Source organism: Acidovorax sp. Root568 (assembly GCF_001427445.1).
Taxonomy (GTDB): Bacteria; Pseudomonadota; Gammaproteobacteria; order Burkholderiales; family Burkholderiaceae_C; genus Acidovorax; species Acidovorax delafieldii.
In genome coordinates, this window is the sequence record NZ_LMGP01000001.1 from 214,153 (window position 1) to 233,085 (window position 18,933).

The 18,933-nt window shown below is 68.3% G+C and carries 16 protein-coding genes; 11 read left to right on the forward strand and 5 right to left on the reverse strand.

Annotated elements, in window-relative coordinates:
• The first annotated feature begins 62 nt into the window (after positions 1-62).
• On the forward strand, positions 63-944 hold the full coding sequence (locus ASD75_RS00985) for a LysR substrate-binding domain-containing protein (RefSeq protein WP_056743136.1): 882 nt from the start codon (positions 63-65) through the stop codon (positions 942-944).
• 118 nt (positions 945-1,062) lie between these two features.
• Here the strand turns inward: ASD75_RS00985 and ASD75_RS00990 are convergent, their stop codons facing one another.
• Entirely contained in the window at positions 1,063-1,905 is an 843-nt protein-coding gene (locus ASD75_RS00990) for a PhzF family phenazine biosynthesis protein (protein ID WP_056743138.1), read from the reverse strand.
• Between the two features lie 42 nt (positions 1,906-1,947).
• Positions 1,948-2,574 carry a CDP-diacylglycerol--serine O-phosphatidyltransferase gene (gene pssA / locus ASD75_RS00995; RefSeq protein WP_056057700.1) on the reverse strand — a complete coding sequence of 209 codons (627 nt, stop codon included), beginning with the start codon at positions 2,572-2,574 and terminating at the stop codon, positions 1,948-1,950.
• Between the two features lie 272 nt (positions 2,575-2,846).
• On the opposite strand from pssA, the gene ASD75_RS01000 reads away from it, so the two are divergent.
• Positions 2,847-4,799, forward strand: coding sequence for an acyl-CoA synthetase (locus ASD75_RS01000; RefSeq protein ID WP_056743141.1), 1,953 nt, complete (start codon positions 2,847-2,849; stop codon positions 4,797-4,799).
• Positions 4,800-4,889: 90 nt separating this feature from the next.
• The gene (locus ASD75_RS01005) at positions 4,890-5,891 is read left to right on the forward strand and encodes a tripartite tricarboxylate transporter substrate binding protein (protein ID WP_056742365.1); all 1,002 of its coding nucleotides are present in this window, start codon (positions 4,890-4,892) and stop codon (positions 5,889-5,891) included.
• An 88-nt stretch (positions 5,892-5,979) separates the two neighbouring features.
• Here the strand turns inward: ASD75_RS01005 and ASD75_RS01010 are convergent, their stop codons facing one another.
• On the reverse strand, positions 5,980-8,052 hold the full coding sequence (locus tag ASD75_RS01010; RefSeq protein ID WP_056742367.1) for an acetoacetate--CoA ligase: 2,073 nt from the start codon (positions 8,050-8,052) through the stop codon (positions 5,980-5,982).
• Positions 8,053-8,158: 106 nt separating this feature from the next.
• On the opposite strand from ASD75_RS01010, the gene ASD75_RS01015 reads away from it, so the two are divergent.
• From ASD75_RS01015 to ubiM, 4 genes are all read left to right on the forward strand, one after another.
• Positions 8,159-8,770 (forward strand): TetR/AcrR family transcriptional regulator, encoded by a 612-nt coding sequence (locus tag ASD75_RS01015; protein ID WP_056742369.1) that lies wholly within the window; start codon positions 8,159-8,161, stop codon positions 8,768-8,770.
• Between the two features lie 248 nt (positions 8,771-9,018).
• Entirely contained in the window at positions 9,019-9,915 is an 897-nt protein-coding gene (locus tag ASD75_RS01020) for an alpha/beta fold hydrolase (protein WP_056742372.1), read from the forward strand.
• A gap of 167 nt (positions 9,916-10,082) precedes the next feature.
• Positions 10,083-10,514: a hypothetical protein gene (locus ASD75_RS01025; protein ID WP_056742373.1), complete on the forward strand. Its 432-nt coding sequence runs from the start codon at positions 10,083-10,085 to the stop codon at positions 10,512-10,514.
• Between the two features lie 178 nt (positions 10,515-10,692).
• The gene (gene ubiM / locus ASD75_RS01030; protein WP_056742376.1) at positions 10,693-11,979 is read left to right on the forward strand and encodes a 5-demethoxyubiquinol-8 5-hydroxylase UbiM; all 1,287 of its coding nucleotides are present in this window, start codon (positions 10,693-10,695) and stop codon (positions 11,977-11,979) included.
• 100 nt (positions 11,980-12,079) lie between these two features.
• Here ubiM and ASD75_RS01035 read toward each other — a convergent pair whose 3' ends face one another.
• Together ASD75_RS01035 and ASD75_RS01040 are read right to left on the reverse strand one after the other, a co-directional pair.
• A complete protein-coding gene (locus tag ASD75_RS01035; protein WP_156400922.1) occupies positions 12,080-12,994 on the reverse strand; it encodes a class I SAM-dependent methyltransferase in 915 nt (304 codons plus the stop codon).
• 188 nt (positions 12,995-13,182) lie between these two features.
• Positions 13,183-13,929 carry a zf-TFIIB domain-containing protein gene (locus ASD75_RS01040; protein ID WP_056742379.1) on the reverse strand — a complete coding sequence of 249 codons (747 nt, stop codon included), beginning with the start codon at positions 13,927-13,929 and terminating at the stop codon, positions 13,183-13,185.
• Between the two features lie 131 nt (positions 13,930-14,060).
• Here ASD75_RS01040 and ASD75_RS01045 point away from each other — a divergent pair, with 131 nt between their 5' ends.
• The 4 genes from ASD75_RS01045 (at position 14,061) to ASD75_RS01060 (ending at position 18,890) form a co-directional block, all read left to right on the forward strand.
• The gene (locus ASD75_RS01045) at positions 14,061-15,350 is read left to right on the forward strand and encodes a solute carrier family 23 protein (RefSeq protein WP_056742381.1); all 1,290 of its coding nucleotides are present in this window, start codon (positions 14,061-14,063) and stop codon (positions 15,348-15,350) included.
• A gap of 142 nt (positions 15,351-15,492) precedes the next feature.
• Positions 15,493-17,034 (forward strand): acetyl-CoA hydrolase/transferase family protein, encoded by a 1,542-nt coding sequence (locus tag ASD75_RS01050; RefSeq protein ID WP_056742383.1) that lies wholly within the window; start codon positions 15,493-15,495, stop codon positions 17,032-17,034.
• Positions 17,035-17,235: 201 nt separating this feature from the next.
• Entirely contained in the window at positions 17,236-18,381 is a 1,146-nt protein-coding gene (locus tag ASD75_RS01055) for an ABC transporter substrate-binding protein (protein ID WP_056743144.1), read from the forward strand.
• Between the two features lie 86 nt (positions 18,382-18,467).
• Entirely contained in the window at positions 18,468-18,890 is a 423-nt protein-coding gene (locus tag ASD75_RS01060) for a hotdog fold thioesterase (RefSeq protein ID WP_015011965.1), read from the forward strand.
• Positions 18,891-18,933: the final 43 nt, after the last annotated feature.

The following is an 18,933-nucleotide window of genomic DNA, read 5'->3' on the forward strand; positions in this document are numbered from 1 at the left end:
CGCGGCAGTGCCGGGCGCGACAAACGATATTGCTGCGCGCCATGCGTGACAAAATTGCACGCATGCCACCCCGCCTGCCCCCGCTGAACGCCGTCCGCGCCTTTGTGGCGGCGGCGCGGCACCAGAGCTTTACCCACGCCGCGCTGGAGCTGCACGTCACCCACAGCGCCATCAGTCGCCAGATCAAGGCGCTGGAGGCCCACCTGGGCGTGGACCTGTTCGAGCGCAAGACCCGGCAGGTGCTCCTCACCGCGGCGGGCCACCAGTTCCACGCACAGGTCGGGCCAGCACTCGCGCAGATCGGCGCTGCCGCCCAGTCGCTGCGGGGCGATGCCGGGCTGCGCAGCGTGAAGATCAATGTGCGGCCCAGCTTTGCGGTGCGGTGGCTGATCCCTCGGCTGCCGGGTTTTGTGGCCCAGCATCCGGACATTGAGCCCCAGGTCATCACCAGCACGCTGGCGCCGGACCATGCCACCGAGACCTTCGACCTGGCCCTGCGGCGCGGCCCACGCGGTTGGCCGCCGGGCATGCAGGTGCAGCCGTTTCTGGAGGACGAGGCGCTGGTGGTGGGCGCGCCTGCCCTGTTCGCCCAGCGCCCGGTGGCGCAGCCCGAGGCGCTGTCGGCCCATGTGCTGCTGCTGTCCAAATCGCGCAGCAAGGACTGGGAAAGCTGGAAGAGGCTGGTGAACGCGCCAAGGCTCCAGCCCGCCAGCTGTCTGCAGTTTGACCACCTGCACTTTGTGCTGCAGGCCGCCGTGGATGGGCTGGGTTTTGCGGTGGCCCCGGTGTCGTTGATCACCCACGATCTGGCCTCGGGGCGGCTGGTATCGCCGCTGCCCAGCTTGCGGCTGCCGCTCACGCGGCACTACCTGGGCATGGCGCCGGACCCGTCACCGGAGACGCTGCGTTTTGTGCAGTGGCTCCAGGACGAGATCAGCGCCTGAGCGGGAGACCGGGCAGGGCGCACAGAGCCCCACGTGCTCGGCTGGCCCGCTTTCTGCACAAATCGGGCGGTAGCGCTAGTGAATTATGTGCCAGCAGCTATATTTTCAATAGCAAAAATCATTCGCCATCGCCCATCCACCGCGCCGTTCCCGACACGCGGATGGAGCTGCCAGCCACCGGCCCGATCTCGGCCCGCAGGCGCGAGCGCATGCCCATGTCTTCGCCCTGCACCACGTCAATGGCACCGCCGTGCGGCCAGCCCAGGTCGCGCAGGTAGCCCGCCAGCGCGGCCGTGGCGGCACCCGTGGCCGGGTCTTCCAGCACGCCGCCCGACGCAAAGGCATTGCGGGTGTGCAGCAGCCGGTCGGACTCCACCCACACCAGCACAATGGTGACCAGCTTGGCGTTCACCATCAGCGTGCGGCCAACGTCCAGCGCGTAGTGCATGGCCGCCAGAGCCTCGCGACTGCGCAGCGCCAGCACCAGGTGGTCCGCACCGCCGTGGATGAGCGCGGGCGGAATGCGCGGGTCCAGATCGACCGCACTGAGGCCAAACAGGGCCAGCGCATCGGCCAGCAGCGCCGCAGGCACAGGCCCGCTGCGCGTGGGGGGCGACTGCAGCGCCGCCTGCACCAGATCGCCCGCGCGGCGGCCTTCGACCGTGATCTCGGCCTGGCTCAGCGACAGCGCAAACACGCCGTCGCCCTCGCGCTGCGCGAGCGCGGCGCCCAGGGCAATCGTGGCGTGGCCACAAAAGGGCACCTCGCTCTCGGGCGCAAAGTAGCGCACCCGCCAGCGGCCATCGCCCAGCGGGGCGGCGAACGCGGTTTCAGAAAAACCGACCTCAGCGGCGATGCGCTGCATGTCTGCGGGGCTGGGCAACGCGTCACCGATCCATACACCGGCGGGGTTGCCGCCCTGGGTGCCGTCGGAGAACGCTGCGATTTTTTGGAGTGCCATGGTGTTCAACATCCACAAAGAAAGGACGCGCTAGCCAGCGGCTCAGAGCTTCGGAATGCGAATCCGGCTGATCATCAGCGACCCCGACACCGCAAACAGCAGCACCAGCGGGTGCAGCGTGAAGCCGCCGATCAGCAGCTTGCCAAACCACAGGTTCTCGCGCACTGCGCCCAGCCAGGCGGCCAGGGCCAGCAGGCCCACCAGCACGATGGAGGTGGGGATGGGGGTGCCCTCGAAGTATTTGACCTTGCCATCGTCGCCCGACAGCGTTTCGGCCGTGACGTTGTAGCGTGCCAGGCGCGACACGCCGCAGGCCACAAAGTAGGCCAGCACGATGCGGTCGTACAGGCCTTGCATGCCGCAGCCATAGGCAATGATGGCCGGGGCCACGCCGAACGAGATCACATCCGCCAGCGAGTCCAGCTCGCGGCCCATGGCCGAGCTTTTCTGGCGCCAGCGGGCGATGCGGCCGTCCAGCACATCAAAGATCAGCGCGGCCAGCACCAGGGCACATGCAAAGTACACATGCACCACATTGCTGGTCTCCAGGTACGACATGACCGAGAACAGCGCGCCCACGCCGCAGACCGCGTTGCCCAGCGTGAACCAGTCGGCCAGGTGGAACTCACGGATCATCGAAAAACGTTTGGGCGGCTGCGGTGTGTTCATGAAGTAAAGGCGCGCAGCGGGGCGCGCAGTGGAAATCAACAAGGTCCATTATGGGTGTGCTGCAGCGCCACCAGCGCGTCAAGAGCCTGTTGTCCATCGCGCAGCGGATCGCCTGTATGCCCTGAAAACCTGCCCTGACATCTGCGTGACTGCTTTTGCGCTGGCACACGGACAGACTGTGGGCAAGCGGCGGTCGCCGCCAGGTAGGACGACGCCGCATATGTGCACCGTCGGTGACCGACCTGATTCCCCACAAGACCCGAGACAACCCCATGCGCCACCCCTCGTTGCCCCCCCTGCACAGTCCTTTTGCCCCGGGCGCCCCGGTGCGCAGCCTGCAGGATGTGGAACGGCTCGAAGCCCGCCCCCTGGCCGAGGCGCTACCGGTGCAAAGCACCTACGAAATTTTTGTGAATTCGGCGGCGGCGTTTGGCGACAAGACGGCGCTGGCCTTTTTGCCCACCGCCGACCCGGCTGCCGAGCCCATCCGCTGGTCGTATGCGCAGCTGCTCACCGGCATCCACCAGACGGCCAACCTGCTGCACCACCTGGGCGTGGGCCCGCAGGACGCCGTGGCCGTGCTGCTGCCCGGCTGCCTCGAATACCACCTGGCCCTGTGGGGCGGCGAGGCGGCGGGCATCGTGCAGCCGCTCAACCCCATGCTCACCGACGAGAAGATCGCGGCCATGATGACCTTGGCCCGGGCCAAGGTGCTGATTGCCTACGGCGGCGAGGGCGACCTGGGCTACTGGAGCAAGGCCCTGCGCCTGCGCGCCCTGGTACCCACCCTGACCACGGTGCTGCGCGTTGCTCCGCACGATGAGGCAACGGGTACCACGCCCGCCCTGCCCCCAGGCGTGCTCGACCTGGCCGCGCGCCACCAGCAACCGGGCGACCACCTGGTAAGCGGCCGCCGCATTGTGGCCACTGACATCGCCGCGTACTTTCACACCGGCGGCACCACGGGTGCGCCCAAGCTGGCGCGCCACAGCCACGGCGCACAGGTGTTCACCGCCTGGGGCAGCGTGCAGATGCAGGGCATACGGCCCGAGGACGTGGGCATCAACGGCTACCCGCTGTTCCATGTGGCGGGCGTGCTGCCCGGCTCGCTGGCGGCGCTGTCGGCAGGGGTGGAGACCATCATCCCCACCACCGGCCTGTTCCGCAACCGCGAGGTGATTGCGAACTACTGGCGGCTCGTGGAGCGCTACCGCTGCACCTACCTCTCGGCCGTGCCCACGGTGCTGGCGGCGCTGGCCAACGTGCCGCTGGATGGGGCCGACATTGCCACGCTGCGCTACTGCCGCACCGGCGCGGCCATCCTGGCGCCCGAGCTGGCGGCGCGGTTTGAGCGTCTGTTTGGCCTGCACATCCACGAAAGCCTGGGCATGACGGAAATGGCGGGCATCTCCACCATCACCCCACCGGGCGTCAACGCGCCCGCAGGCTGCGTGGGCTGGCGGCTGCCGTACACCCAGCTGCGCGTGGTAGCGCTCGATGCGCAGGGCAACGCGTCCGACCAGGACCTGCCGCCCGGCCAGCCGGGCATGGTGCTGTTCCAGTCGCCCAACCTGTTCTCGGGCTTTCTCGACGCAGCCGACACGGCCAAGGCGTTCACGCAGGACGGCTGGCTGGCCACCGGCGACCTGGGCTTTGTGGACGAGCAAGGCCGCCTGCACCTGAGTGGCCGCTCCAAGGACCTCATCATCCGCAGCGGCCACAACATCGACCCCAAGGTGATCGAGGACGCGCTGGGCGCCCACCCCGCCGTGCAGCTGTGCGCCGCCGTGGGCGCCCCCGATGCCTATGCGGGCGAGCTGCCCGTGGTCTACGCCACGCTGGTGCCCGGTGCACCGGCGGTGACCGAGGCCGAACTGCTGGCCTTCACCGCCGAACGCGTGGACGAGGCCGTGGCCCGCCCGCGCTGGGTGCAGGTGCTGCAGACCATGCCCGTGACCAACGTGGGCAAGATCTACAAGCCCGAGCTGCGCCAGCGCGCGGCCTGCCACACGGTGCAAGCGCTGGTCGATGGCGTGTGCGGACAAGCCCCAGGCAGCCCCTGCCCCCAGGTACAGCCCGAGGGCGACAACACCGTGCGCGTGACCGTGGCCCCGGGCCCCGACGCCGACGCGCTGCAGACCCGCCTGCGCGAAGTGCTCGCGCCCCTGCCCCTCACCGTGCACGTCACCACCGGCCCCGCCCCAGGGAGCCCCCAGACCGCATAGGCCCATGGCGTGACAGCCAGGCCCCGGCCCGCCACCATGCATCGCGGAGCCCGCTGAGTGATTTTTATAACCATGACAGGAGACAAACCCATGCCCTTCCACGCCCTGACCCGCCGTTCCTGGCTCGGCGCCGCCGCGCTGGCCGCTGCCACCGCCTGCACCGGCACCGCCGCCTGGGCGCAGGCCGCCTATCCCAACAAGCCCATCAAGGTGGTGGTGCCCTTCGCCCCCGGCGGCGCCACCGACGTGCTGGCGCGCGTGCTGGCCGAGAAGATGGCCGTGGGCCTGGGCCAGCCCATGGTCATCGACAACAAGCCCGGCGCGGCCGGCATCATCGGCACCGACGCGGTGGCCAAGGCCGCACCGGACGGCTACACCCTGCTGCTGGCGCTGAGCAACTCCATGCTCACCAACCAGTTCCTGTACACCAAGCTGCCGTACAGCCCCGAGAAGGACATCGCGCCCATCTACCAGATCGCCATCGCGCCCCTGGTGCTGGTGGCCCACCCCAGCGTGCCGGTGGCCACGGGGCCTGAGCTGCTGAAATACATCGCCGCCAACAAAGGCAAGGTGGCCTATGGTTCGTACGGCACGGGTGCCTACCCGCACCTGGCCGGCGCGTACATGAGCCAGTCGCAGAACGCCGACATGAGCCATGTGGCCTACCGGGGCGAGGCGCCCATGGTGCAGGACCTGCTGGGTGGGCAGATCCAGATTGCTTTTGCGAGCGCACTGCAGGTCAAGGCACACATCGACGCCGGCAAGCTCAAGGCCATTGGCGTGAGCGGCGAGCGCCGCATGGGCACGCTGCCCAACGTGCCCACGCTGGGCGAACAGGGCCTGAACGACGAGGCCTACCGCGTGGCGGGCTGGCTGGCGTTTGGAGCCCCCGCAGGCACACCGCCCGCCATCCTGGAGCGCGTTGCGGCCGAGGTCCGCAAAGCCACCGAGCATCCCGATGTGGCCCAGCGCATCACAGCCATGGGCTTTGACGTGCAAAAAAGCTCACCGGCTTTGTTCACCACGGCCATGAACAAGGAGCGCCCGGTGTGGGAGCGGCTGATCAAGGCATCGGGGGCAAAGCTGGACTGACCCCCTGGGGCGCAGCCCGCCTCGGTGTCGCACTCAACCTTGTATCCAAACAAGGCGCTAGCGCTTATTGAATAAGCGCTAGCAGCTATTATTTTTGGAGCGCACTCGCCCGCTGCGCCGCAAACGCCACATACCAGTCCAGACACCCCGGGTTGGCCATCGCGTCCTTGTTGACCACCTTTTCGATGGGCTGGCCCAGCAGCAGTTTCTTGATGGGCAGCTCCTGCTTCTTGCCGCTCAGCGTGCGCGGCACCTCGGCCACGGCAAAGATGTCGTCGGGCACAAAACGCGGGCTTAAAGCGATGCGCACCGCGCCGTTGATGCGGGCGCGCAGGGCATCATCGAGCACGCTGCCGGGGCGCAGCACCACAAACAGCGGCATGTAGCTCTCGCGGCCCAGGTACTCCAGGTCCACCACCAGGCTGTCGAGCACTTCGGGCAACGATTCGACCGCGCTGTAGATCTCGCTCGTGCCCATGCGCAGGCCGTGGCGGTTGATGGTGGCGTCAGAGCGGCCATAGATCACGCAACCGCCGTTGGCGCCGATCTTGAGCCAGTCGCCATGTCGCCAGACCGCGCCCATGCTCGCGGGGCCATCGCCACCGCCGGGCTGGCGGCCGTGGCCTGCGGGGTACATGTCGAAATAGCTCGACAGGTAGCGGCTGCCGTCCTTGTCGCCCCACAGAAACAAAGGCATCGACGGGATGGGCTGCGCGCAAACCAGCTCGCCCACCGCGTCCTGCACGGGGCGGCCCTCGGCGTCCCAGGACTCCACGGCCGCGCCCAGCATGCGGCATTGCATCTCGCCGGGCACCTGGGGCATCTCGCGGTTGCCGCCGATGAAGGCGCCGCAAAAGTCGGTGCCCCCGGATATGTTGTTCCACCAGATGTCGCGCGTGCCAATGGCCTCGAACTGCGCCGTGCCCCACTGCTGCACCTCGGGCGACAGCGGCGAGCCCGTGGTGCCCAGCGCGCGGACACGCGTGAGGTCGCCGTAGTCGGTGAGCGTGATGCCCGCCTTCATGCAGTTGGCAAAGAACGCCGCGCCCGCGCCGAAGAAGGTCACGCCCGTCTCGGCCGCAAAGCGCCACAGCACGCCCCAGTCCGGGTGCTCCTTGCTGCCGCCCGGGTTTCCGTCGTAGATCACGCAGGTGGTGCCTGACAGCAGGCCGCTGAGCTGCGCATTCCACATCACCCAGCCGGTGGAGCTGTACCAGTGGTAGCGCTCGCCAAAGCTGTTGGCCTCGTAGCTGCAGCCGATGTCGTTGTGCAGCACCTTGAGCTGCAGCGCCACCAGCACCGTGCCGCCATGGCCGTGCACGATGGGCTTGGGCAGGCCGGTGGTGCCGCTGGAGTAGACGATCCACAGCGGGTGGTCAAACGGGAGCCACATCGGCTCGAAGGCAGCCGTTTCTGCATCGTTTTGGGCGGTAGCGCTAGTCCAGCTTGCCCAGCCTGCTATCGAAACAGAAGCATCCAGATTGCCCAGCAGCACCGCGTGCTGCACGCTGGGCAGGGCCTCGCGCAGCTCGGCCAGCACGGGGCGGCGGTCGTGGTCGCGGCCGCCATAGCTCACGCCGTCCACGCCGATCAGCACCTTGGGCTCGATCTGGCGGAAGCGGTCGAGCACCGCATGCGTGCCCATGTCCGGCGCGCAGATGCTCCACACGCCGCCGATGCTCACCGTGGCCAGGAAGGCGATCATGGCCTCGGGCACGTTGGGCAGGTAGGCAGCCACGCGGTCGCCGGGCTGGATGCCCTGGGCCTTGAGGTGCAGCGCCAGCGACGCGACCTGGCGGCGCAACTCGGGCCAGCTCAGTTCGCGGTGCTGGCCCTTTTCGTTGCGGCTGATGATGGCGGGCAGGTCCGCCGCGTGGGCGGCATCCACATGCCGCAGCGCCTGGCGTGCGTAGTTGACCTGCGCACCGGGGAACCACAACGCGCCGGGCATGGTGTTCTTCGCCAGCACAGCCGTGTGGGGCGTGGGCGACTGCAGCTGGAAGTAGTCCCAGATGCTCTGCCAGAAGGCGTCGAGGTCGGTGGTGGACCAGCGCCACAGCGCGTCGTAGCTGTCGAACTGCAGACCGCGCTGGTCGCGCAGCCAGTTCTGGTACAGGCGGATCTGGGGAATGTAGGGCGGGGTGTTGTGTGTTGTCTCCATGGCGACGCAGCGTACCAGCGGCGCCCGGCAGAGGCCAGCCACACCCGTCGCCCGGTTGACAGCGCGGGGATTGCCTTGTTTCGCACAATCGTGCTAAATTGCAGCCATGGACGCCAAAACCCAGAAAGCCGAACTCACCCGCGCCGCCATCGTCGGCGCGGCGCTGGACCTGGCTGCGGCCGAGGGGCTGGAGTCGATCACGCTGCAGGCCGTGGCCGACCGCGTGGGCCTGTCCAAGAGCGGCGTGTTCTCGCGGGCCGGCTCGCGCGAGGCGCTGCAAAAAGCAGTGATCGAGGAGTTTGGCCGCCGCTTTCTGGTCGACGTGTTCGTACCCGCCATGCAGCAGCCCAAGGGCCTGCCGCGCCTGCAGGAGATCCTGCGCCGCTGGATTGCCCGCACGCGCGACGTGGAGGCATTCACGGGCTGCATCTACACCGCCGGCGCCTTCGAGCTGGACGACCGCGAGGGCGAACTGCGCGACCTGCTGCACGCTGAAATCACCCGCTGGCGCGCCGCATTGCGCCGCACCGTGATCCAGTCCATCGAGGCCGGGCACCTGGCGGCCGACACATCCCCCGACCAGCTGGTGGGCGAGATCTATGGCCTGATCATGGGCTTGTTGCACGACGTTCGCTTCCTGCGCGATCCGCAGGCAGTGGCACGCACCGAGGCGTCCTGGGCGCGCATCGTCAAGAGTTACCTCCCCTCCCCCGCTTGATACGCGGTGGTGTGCCAGGGAGTGCTCTTGTTTTTTTATGTCCCAATTTCGCACAACCGTGCGAAGAAAGGAACCACCATGTTGATCATCCTGGGCATTGCCGCCATTGCGGCCGCAGTGGGCGCCATCCGGTCGCTACGCAGCACCCTCACCAGCCTCCCGCGCAGCAACCGGGACTGGATCTTTTACTGACCGTCCACCCGGTCCACCTCCCCCATCTACCCCCATCTCCCTCCTGGAGTCCCACCATGAACACCTCCCCATCCGCCGCGCTGCAGGCCACGTCCAGCTTCTACGGCGAGCACCCCGGCATGCGCCTGCTGCGTGTGGCGCTGGGCACGGCCGAACGCCTGTGGCCCACCTTGGCCGTGCGCGCGGCCTACCGCTTGTTTGGCACGCCCCTGCCCCTGCGCAAACCGGGCCGCAGCGCCGTGCCACCGGGCCACTGGCGCACGGAGCGCCTGGCGTTTGAAGACGCCGAGATCACGCTGTACCTGCCCCAGGCCCAGCCGCACGGCCCCACGGTGCTGCTGCTGCACGGCTGGGGCGGGCATGCGCGCCAGATGCTGCCGCTGGCCGACGCCCTGGCCGCCCGCGGCCTGCGCCCGGTGCTGGTGGACCTGCCCGCACACGGCGGCAGCCGGGGCCGCGTGAGCAACCTGCCGCAGTTCGCCCGTGCCATCGAATACGCCACCGCCCGCCTGCACGCGCAGGACTCGGCGCCCCACGCCGTGGTGGCCCATTCGCTGGCGGCCAACGCAGCGGCCCATGCGGCCAGCCGGGGCCTGGCCACCGAGCGGCTGGTGCTGCTGGCGCCGCCCGCCTCGCCGCACGAATACACGCGCCTGTTCGCGCAGGTGTTTGGCCTGTCCGAACGCACCCGCGCCGCCATGCAGCGGCGCATCGAGGCGCGCGAGGGCATCCTGATGCGACAGTTCGAGCCCCCCGCCGTGGGCCCGCGCATTGCACTGCCCACGCTGGTGGTGCACGACCGGGGCGACCGCATCAACCGCTTTGCCGACGGCGAGGCGTACCGCGACCACATTCCGGGTGCCGCGCTGCTGGCCACCGAGGGGCTGGGGCACCGCAAGATCCTGCAGCAGGCGGAGGTGCTGCAGGCCGTGGCCGACTTTGTGGCGGCGTAAGCGCCGGCCGGCGGTGGCAGACGGGTCGCGCGACCCGCCGGAATCAGCCGGTGACAGGCAGCCTCTATCATCCGCACTCGACCGCCTTCCTGGAGGCGCCCTGCCGATGAATCGCTGGTGCCCACACCAGCGGCCCCTGCTGCCTGTTGCTACCTGCCGTGTCTCCCATGTCCACTCTTCTGTCCGCCTGGCCCGCCCTGGTCCTGTTGTTGCCCGCGCTGTGGCTGGTGTCGGCCATCGTGTTCCTGGCCAAGGGCAACCGGCGGGCGTTTGCACAGCTGATGGCCCTGCTGGCCTGTTTTCTGATCGGCGCGCTGCTGATGGAGTTCTTCACCTTCATGGGCGCCCTCATGGCCCGCTCGGGCAGCCAGCACGCCACGCCCACGCTGGGCACCGGCACGCGCCAGTTGCTGGAGACCATTGCCAACCCGCGCTCCATCACCGCACCACCACTGTCGCTGGCGGCTTTTGCGGCGTACAGCATCCCGGCGGGCTACCTGTGGCTGCTGGTCACCTGGGTGCTGCACCTGCGCGGCAAGAAGGCAGGCCCGGCCAAAAAGAAGTCCAGCAAAGCCCCGCGCAAGGCAACTAGAGACTAATTTTCGATTGTTTAGCCCTCAGGCGCTAGAACCATATGCCTTAGCAGCTATCAATTGGATAGCATCACCACGCCATGGCTTGACGCAGGGCAAAGCGTGCCCCAACCCGCCCGCCCACAATGGCGCGCGGCCTCCCCGACCCGGGGCGGGCACCTTGTCACCCTGTATTCATCCCGCCATGACCACCCACCACAGCGACGTGCTCATCGTCGGCGCAGGCCCGGCGGGCCTGTCGCTGGCCATCTCCCTGGCGCAGGCCGGGTTCACCGCCACCGTGGTGGAGCAGCAGGGCGACCGCGCACTGGCCCAGCCCGCACCTGACGGCCGCGAAATCGCCCTCACCCACCCCAGCCGGGCAACGTTGCAGCGGCTGGGCAGCTGGGCGCACCTGGCCAACCACGAGGTGGGCCAGATTGCCGAGGCCCAGGTGCACGACGGCCCGCTGGGCCGCCACAGCGCGCTGCAACTGAACGCGGCCAGCGGCACCCACGGCGATGTGTCAGCTCCCGGCGCCCTGGGCTTCATCGTGCCCAACCACGCGCTGCGACGCACGGCCCACGCGGTGGCTGCGAGCACCCCGGGCGTGCGCCTGCTCACCGGCACCCAGGTCACCCGCGTGGCCGCGCTGCCCGGCCATGCCGAGCTAGACTGCGAGCCCTCCCACACGGGCCCTGGCGACCACGCCACGCCCCAGCGCCTCACCGCCCCGTTGCTGGTGGCCGCCGACAGCCGCTTCTCGGCCACGCGCCGCCAACTGGGCCTTGGCGCAGACATGACCGACTTTGGCCGCACCGTCATCGTCTGCCGCATGCGCCACGCCCTGCCCCACGGCAACGTTGCGCACGAATGTTTTGGCTACGACCGCACACTGGCCGTGCTGCCCCTGCCCGATGACCCACAGACGGGACAAGCGCTGTGCTCGGTGGTGGTCACGGCGGGCGCGGCCGACGCGGCCGCGCTGATGGCCCAAAGCCCCGAGGCTTTTGCCACCCAGGTGCAGGCCCAGTTCAACGACCGGCTGGGACCCATGGCGCTGGTGGGCGAACGCCACGCCTACCCGCTGGTGGCCGTGTACGCCCAGCGCTTTGCGGGCCACCGCTGCGCGCTGCTGGGCGACGCCGCCGTGGGCATGCACCCGGTCACGGCGCATGGCTACAACCTGGGGCTGGCGGGGGTGGAGCGGCTCACGGCCGCGCTGGTCAGCGCCCGCCAGCGCGGGCAGGACATTGGCAGCGCCGACGCCCTGACCCCCTACGCCCAGGGCCACCACCGCCACGCCTGGCCCATCTACCAGGGCACCAACGCCATCGTGCGCCTGTACACCGACGCCCGCCCGGTGCCCCGCCTGCTGCGGCAACTGGTGCTGCAGGGCGCGCGGCGCCTGCCACCGCTGCAGGCGGCCATCGTGGGGCAGCTGACGGGCAAGGCACCCCAATGGATGCGCGCACTGACGCTCAGGCCGTAGCCAACCTCTGCAACGGGCGCGCCCTACGCCAGCGCCACCGTGGAACTGGCTTTGCCAGGCCACCGGTGGCGTCCCCCTCAGGGGGACGACGCGAAGCGACTCAGGGGGGGCCGTCCCTTACCCCCAGCGTGGCCAGGCCATACAGCGGCGCACCGAGCCAGGGGCGCCACCACATGTCCATGGCAATACCGGCCCAGCCGTAGCCCTCCGCCACGCTTTGCTCGCGCAGCAGCTGCAGGCGCGGGTGCACGGCCGCCAGCTCTGCCATGCGGCCGACCCCCCACCGAAACTCCGCGCCCGTAGGCCCCACGCTGGCGTGGCGGGCCGCGCAACCCACGGCCTGGCGCGTCATCACATCCAGCACCATGCGCGAGCCCGGTGGCGCGTGCTGCGCAAACTCGGCCAGCACGGCATGCACCTGCGCGGGTGGCAGGTACATCAACACGCCCTCACACACCAGCAGCACCGGGAGGGCGGTACGCTGCGCGGGCAGCCCGAGCCGCTGCCACCAGCCGGTTTGCGACAAGTCCAGATCGGCATGGCGCATGCGCGGGCACTGCGGCGGCAACAGGGGCTTGCGCAGCGCCATCACCGCAGGCAGGTCCGCATCAAGCCACTGGTTGGCCCCCGAGTCCAGCCACTGAAAGTGGTGCGTGAGGCCACACCCCAGGTTGACGCCCAGGGCCTGCGGGTGCTCGGCAAAAAAGGCGCGCCCCGCCTCCTTGATGGCGCGGGTGCGCCACAGCACATGCAGCACCGTGGGCAGGTCGTCCAGGGTGTTGCTCACATCGGCACCCAACTGGGTCAGCAAGGCCTGGGCCACGGCATCGTGGCAGTCGAGCCAGGGGAAATAGCGCCCGCCGTGGGCACGCGCGGCCAAAGGGATGAGCAAGGTGCTGGGCACGGGGGGCAGCTGCGCGCGCTGCAGCAGGCTGCCGGTGCGGTGGAGCGCACGCGCCGGTGGCGCAGGGCTGCGCGGCGATCGGACAGGGCGTCTGGTGGGGGACTGCGGCACGGGGCGCTCCTCCAGTGGCTGCGGGCGCCACGGTTGCGTGGGTGGCCCAGGGCAAGGGCCTCGGGACCTCAGAACAGGTTCTTGGACCATTCTGAACGGTCTGCTCCAGTCTGTCGTGAATGACCGCAGCGCGTGCTGCGGTATGTCAATGCACTGGCGGGGCTTGCGGCCAGCGCGACGCTGAATCCCTAGTCCTTCACCAGCGCCCACACCAGCGCCACCCCGGCGGCCAGCAGGTCCCCGGTGAACGAGCTGTCATTGGCGTCGCTGCTGGCCGTGGTGAACGCCCGTTTCTGGCGCTCACGCTCGGCCCGGGTGCGGTCGCGCTCCAGGGCCACCAGGGCGTCGCCAATGTCCACGGGCGATGCCGGCGCCGCTGGTGCCTTGGCGCTCGCGGCGGCATAGCCCTCCATGGCGCGCACCACGGCCTGGGGGTCGATGAGGGAGAACGCGGCGCGGCAGTAGGGGCAGGCGTGGTCCTTGCGGATGTCCACGGGCGCGCCGCAGCTGGTGCAGTAGATGGCGCCCACGCGCTTGGCGAGGTCGTCGATCTCGGGGCGCGTCATGTGGCGCACAAAGCCTTTTTCGACCATGAAGGACGAGAAGGTGCTGAAGCGCCCATGCTGTCGCCCGCAGCGGTACACCATGTAGCGGCCGCTGCGCACCACGTCGTAACCCTTGGCCAGGCTGGTGTTGCAGCGCGGGCAGGCCATGCTCTCGGCCAGGGCCTGGTGCTGGTCCACACGGTGCTCGTGCAGCAGCCGAAACAGCTCGACCACGGACTGGGGCGTGAGCTTCAGGTTCTCGTGCCGGTCAAACCACAGGCCCTGGCAAGCAAAGCAGATGTCCAGCTCCAGCGAATCGCCCAGGTTGCTGGCAAAGCGGTGTGCCTGCATGGGTTGGCGGCACGAGGGGCAAGTGGGTGCAGGAAACATGGCAGTGAGGGTCTGGGCAGCGGTGCGGGGTGTCTCGCGGGGGCGGGGGCATCGTAACCCGCCCGGGATGCTCGTCCCCCACCCTGGCCGCATCCACTAGCATTCGCGCCTCAACCACAAGGAACAACCACATGGGATTCATGAACTGGCGTGTGAAAAGCGCTGATGTGTTGCAACAAGGCGGCGTGATCGCGCCGGACGAGCGGCTGCCCTGGCCGCAGACGGCGGTGATGGGCGTGCAGCACGTGATTGCGATGTTTGGCGCCACGGTGCTGGCGCCCATCCTGATGGGCTTTGACCCGAACGTGGCCATCCTGATGAGCGGCATCGGCACGCTGATCTTCTTCCTCGTCACCGGCGGCAAGGTGCCCAGCTACCTGGGCTCCAGCTTTGCGTTCATTGGCGTGGTGATTGCGGCCACGGGCTATGCGGGCCAAGGGGCCAATGCCAACATCGGCGTGGCGCTGGGCGGCATCATTGCGTGTGGCCTGGTCTACACCCTCATCGGCGCGCTGGTGCAGGCGATTGGCACGGGCTGGATCGAACGCTTCATGCCGCCCGTGGTCACCGGCTCGGTGGTGGCGGTGATCGGGCTGAACCTCGCGGGCATTCCCATCAAGAACATGGCGGCCAGCAACTTTGACAGCTGGATGCAGGTGGTGACCTTTGTGAGCGTGGGCCTGGTGGCCGTGCTCACGCGCGGCATGGTGCAGCGCCTGTTGATCCTGGTGGGGCTGATCGTGGCCAGCATCATCTATGCAGTGCTGACCAACGGCCTGGGCCTGGGCAAGCCGATGGACCTGACCGCACTGGCCAACGCTGCGTGGTTTGGCCTGCCGAACTTTGCGGCCCCGCAGTTCAGCGGCAATGCCATGCTGCTGATTGCGCCCGTGGCCATCATCCTGGTGGCCGAGAACCTGGGCCACGTGAAGGCCGTGACGGCCATGACCGGCCAGAACCTGGACCGCTACATGGGCCGCGCGTTCATCGGCGACGGCATTGCCACCATGGTGAGTGGCAGCGCAGGCGGCACGGGCGTGACCACCTATGCCGAGAACATCGGCGTGATGGCGGCGACCAAGATCTATTCCACCGCCGTGTTCCTGCTGGCGGGTGTGTTTGCGCTGGTGCTGGGCTTTTCCCCCAAGTTCGGCGCACTGATCCAGACCATCCCGCTGCCGGTGATGGGTGGTGTGTCCATCGTGGTGTTTGGCCTGATCGCGGTGGCGGGCGCCAAGATCTGGGTGGACAACAAGGTGGACTTTTCGCAGAACAAGAACCTTATCGTGGCGGCCATCACCCTCATCCTGGGCACGGGCGACTTCACGCTCAAGTTCGGCCAGTTCGCGCTGGGCGGCATCGGCACCGCTACGTTCGGGGCGATCCTGCTGTACGCGCTGCTCAACCGCAAAGCGGCGTAATCTGTGGATGTGGCCGGGCCGAACCGCATTTGCAAGGGTTAACCCTTAATTTGTAAGGAACGAAGGCTAGCATCCTGGGTTTTGTCCACAGGGCCATCCGCTCACCGGGCGGGTGGCCTTTTTCTTTTTGCGGAGTTTGTTCATGTCCCTGGCCGATCGGGTGCTGTACCCCGACTTTCTCTCCCGCACCATGACCGCCGACGAGGCGGCCGCCCTGATCCCTGCCGGTGCCCATGTGGGCATGAGCGGATTCACCGGCGCGGGCTACCCCAAGGCCGTGCCCGGCGCGCTGGCGCGCCGCATCGAAAGCCTGAACGCGCAGGGCCATGGCTTCAAGATCGGGCTGTGGACAGGCGCCAGCACCGCACCCGAATTGGACGGCGCGCTGGCCCAGGTGGACGGCATCGAGATGCGCCTGCCCTACCAGTCCGACCCCACGGTGCGCCGCCAGATCAATGCGGGGCAGATGCAGTATGTGGACATCCACCTGTCGCACGTGGCGCAGTTTGTGTGGTTCGGCTTTCTGGGCAAGCTGGATGTGGCGGTGGTCGAGGTGGCGGGCGTGTTGCCCGACGGGCGCCTGATCCCCTCGTCCTCGGTGGGCAACAACAAGACCTGGCTGGACCAGGCCGACAAGGTCATCCTGGAAGTGAATGCCTGGCACAACCCGCAGCTGGAGGGCATGCACGACATCTACTACGGCACCGATGTACCGCCGCACCGCAAGCCGATCCCCATGACACGGCCTGATGAGCGCATTGGCGAGCCCTACCTGCGCTGCGACCCGAGCAAGGTCATCGCCGTGGTGATGACCAACCAGCCCGACCGCAACAGCGTGTACGCCGCGCCCGACGACACCTCCAACCGCATCGCGGGCCACATCATCGACTTCCTGCAGCACGAGGTGAAAAAGGGCCGCCTGCCCAAAGACCTGCTGCCGCTGCAGTCGGGCGTGGGCAACATCGCCAACGCAGTGCTGGCAGGGCTGAACAACGGCCCGTTCGACAACCTCACGGCCTACACCGAGGTGCTGCAGGACGGCATGCTGGACATGCTGCGCTCGGGCAAGCTGGCCAGCGCCTCGGCCACGGCGCTGTCGCTGAGCCCGGCGGCGATGCAGGACTTCAACGACCGCATCGACTACTACAAGCAGCGCATCGTGCTGCGCCCGCAGGAGATCAGCAACCACCCCGAGCTGATCCGCCGCATGGGCTTGATCGCGATGAACGGCATGATTGAGGCCGACATCTACGGCAACGTGAACTCCACGCATGTGATGGGCTCGGCCATCATGAACGGCATCGGCGGCTCGGGCGACTTTGCGCGCAATGCCTACCTGTCGATCTTCATGACGCCGTCGCTGGCCAAGAACGGCAGCATCTCGTGCATCGTGCCCATGGCCTCGCATGTGGACCACACCGAGCACGATGTGCAGATCCTCGTCACGGAGCAAGGCCTGGCCGACCTGCGCGGCCATTCGCCCACACAGCGCGCCGAAATCATCATCGACCGCTGCGCGCATCCGGACTTCCGCCCCGCCCTGCACGACTATGTGGCCCGCGCCAAACGCGGCGCCGTGGGCCAGCACACGCCGCACCTGCTGAACGAGGCCTTGTCGTGGCACCAGCGGTATGTGGAGACGGGCAGCATGCGCGCGCCAGCAGGCCCGGCGAGCGCGGCATAAGGGCGCAAGGGCCACAAAGGGCAAATCCGGCACAAGGGGACGCGGCGCGCGCCCCAGGCCCTGCTGGAGCCTTTGACAGCCAATTGCCAGCCTGCGCAGATAAAATCAGGGTTAACCCTAGGTCTTTCGACCTCCCCCGTCCACCCCCACCAGCCCCCATGCGGGGCTGGTGGCATTTTGTCTGCGAGTTTTTTGATGACCATGCAACGCCGTCAGTTCACCCAATCCCTCATGGCCGCCAGCGCCGGCCTGCTGCTTGCCCCCTCGTCGCGCGCCGTGGGCGTGCAAGACCCCATGGACGCCAAGAGCGTGACCATTGGCTGCTCGCTGGGAACAACCGGCGCCCTGGCCAGCCTGGGCAAGGAACTCAAGCAGGGGCTGGACGCAGGCTTGGCCCAGGCCAAGGGCATCCACGGCCGCGAGATCAAGCTGCTGGCCATGGACGACGGCTATGACGCCGCGCGCTCCGAAGACAACGTGCGCAAGCTGATTGCCGATGCCAACGTGGTGTCGCTGATCTCCTGCATGGGCACGGCCAACAACCAGCGCATCCTGCCGTTGGTGGACGAGGCGCAGATCCCCTACGTGGCCCCGCAAAGCGGCGCCACCTCGCTGCGCAAGGCCGAGTACCGCTCGGTGTTCCACGTGCGAGCCAGCTACACCGACGAGGCCCAGCGCCTGGCCCAGAAGCTGGTGTCCATGGGCATCACCGAGCTGGCCGTCGTGTACCAGGACACCGCCTTTGGCCGCGAGTTTCTGGCCGATGTGACCAAGGCCATGGCGGCCGCCAAGCAGCCCGCACCCAAAGCCTTCAAGCTCGACGCCCAAGGCGCCCAGGTGGCGGATGTGGTGGGCAAGGCCGTGGCCGCCAAGCCCAACGCCGTGCTGCTGGGCACGGCGGGCGACATCACCGCCACGCTGGTCAACGAGTTCAAGAAAGTGTCGCCCAGCACGCCGCTGGCCGCCACCAGCGTGGCGCTGTCGGGCGACAACCTGCGCCAGCTGGGCGGCAAGGCCTCGGGCATTGCGCTGTCGATGGTGCTGCCCGACGCGGCCCGCACCAGCTTTGCCGTGGTGCGCGACTACCAGAAGGCCATGCGCGCACTGGGCTACCAGGAGTTCTCGGCCCGCAGCTTTGAAGGCTATGTGAACGCCCGCGTGCTGGCCGAGGGCCTGGAGCGTGCTGGCCGCGACCTGACCCGCGCCAAGCTGCGCAACGCCCTCGCAGGCATCCGCAGCAACGACCTGGGCGGCCTGTCCATCGACTACGCCAGCGGCGCGCCGTATGTGGGCTCGCGTTTTCTGGACCTGGGTGTGATGGGCGCCAACGGAAAGTTTGTGGGCTGAAGCTAGGAGCCTGCGGCACAGGGCGGGACCACAGGCGTTGGCACAATCAGCGGCTTGCACTGACTAGGCCCTGCCCCGTGACCACCATGCCCATCTGGAAAAAACCCATCGACCTGGCCCTACTGAAGGCCGCCAACCGCAACACCGCCGTAGAGCACCTGGGCATCGAATTTGTCGAGGTGGGTGACGACTTTCTGCGCGCCCGGGTGCCGGTAGACCACCGCACCATCCAGCCTTTTGGCCTGCTGCACGGCGGTGTCAGCGTGGTGCTGGCCGAGTCCATGGGCTCCACCGGCGCTTACTACGCCCTGCCCGAGGGCTACCGCGCCGTGGGCCTGGACATCAACGCCAACCACCTGCGCTCTGCGACCAGCGGCTGGGTGACCGGCACGGCCAAGCCGGTGCACATCGGCCGCACCACGCACGTGTGGCACATCGATCTGCACAACGAAGCCGGTGAGCTGACCTGTGTGTCGCGGCTGACGATGGCGATCCTCGCACCCCGCTAGTGGGCATCCCCCTGAGGCGCTTCGCGCCTTCCCCCTTCTCTCG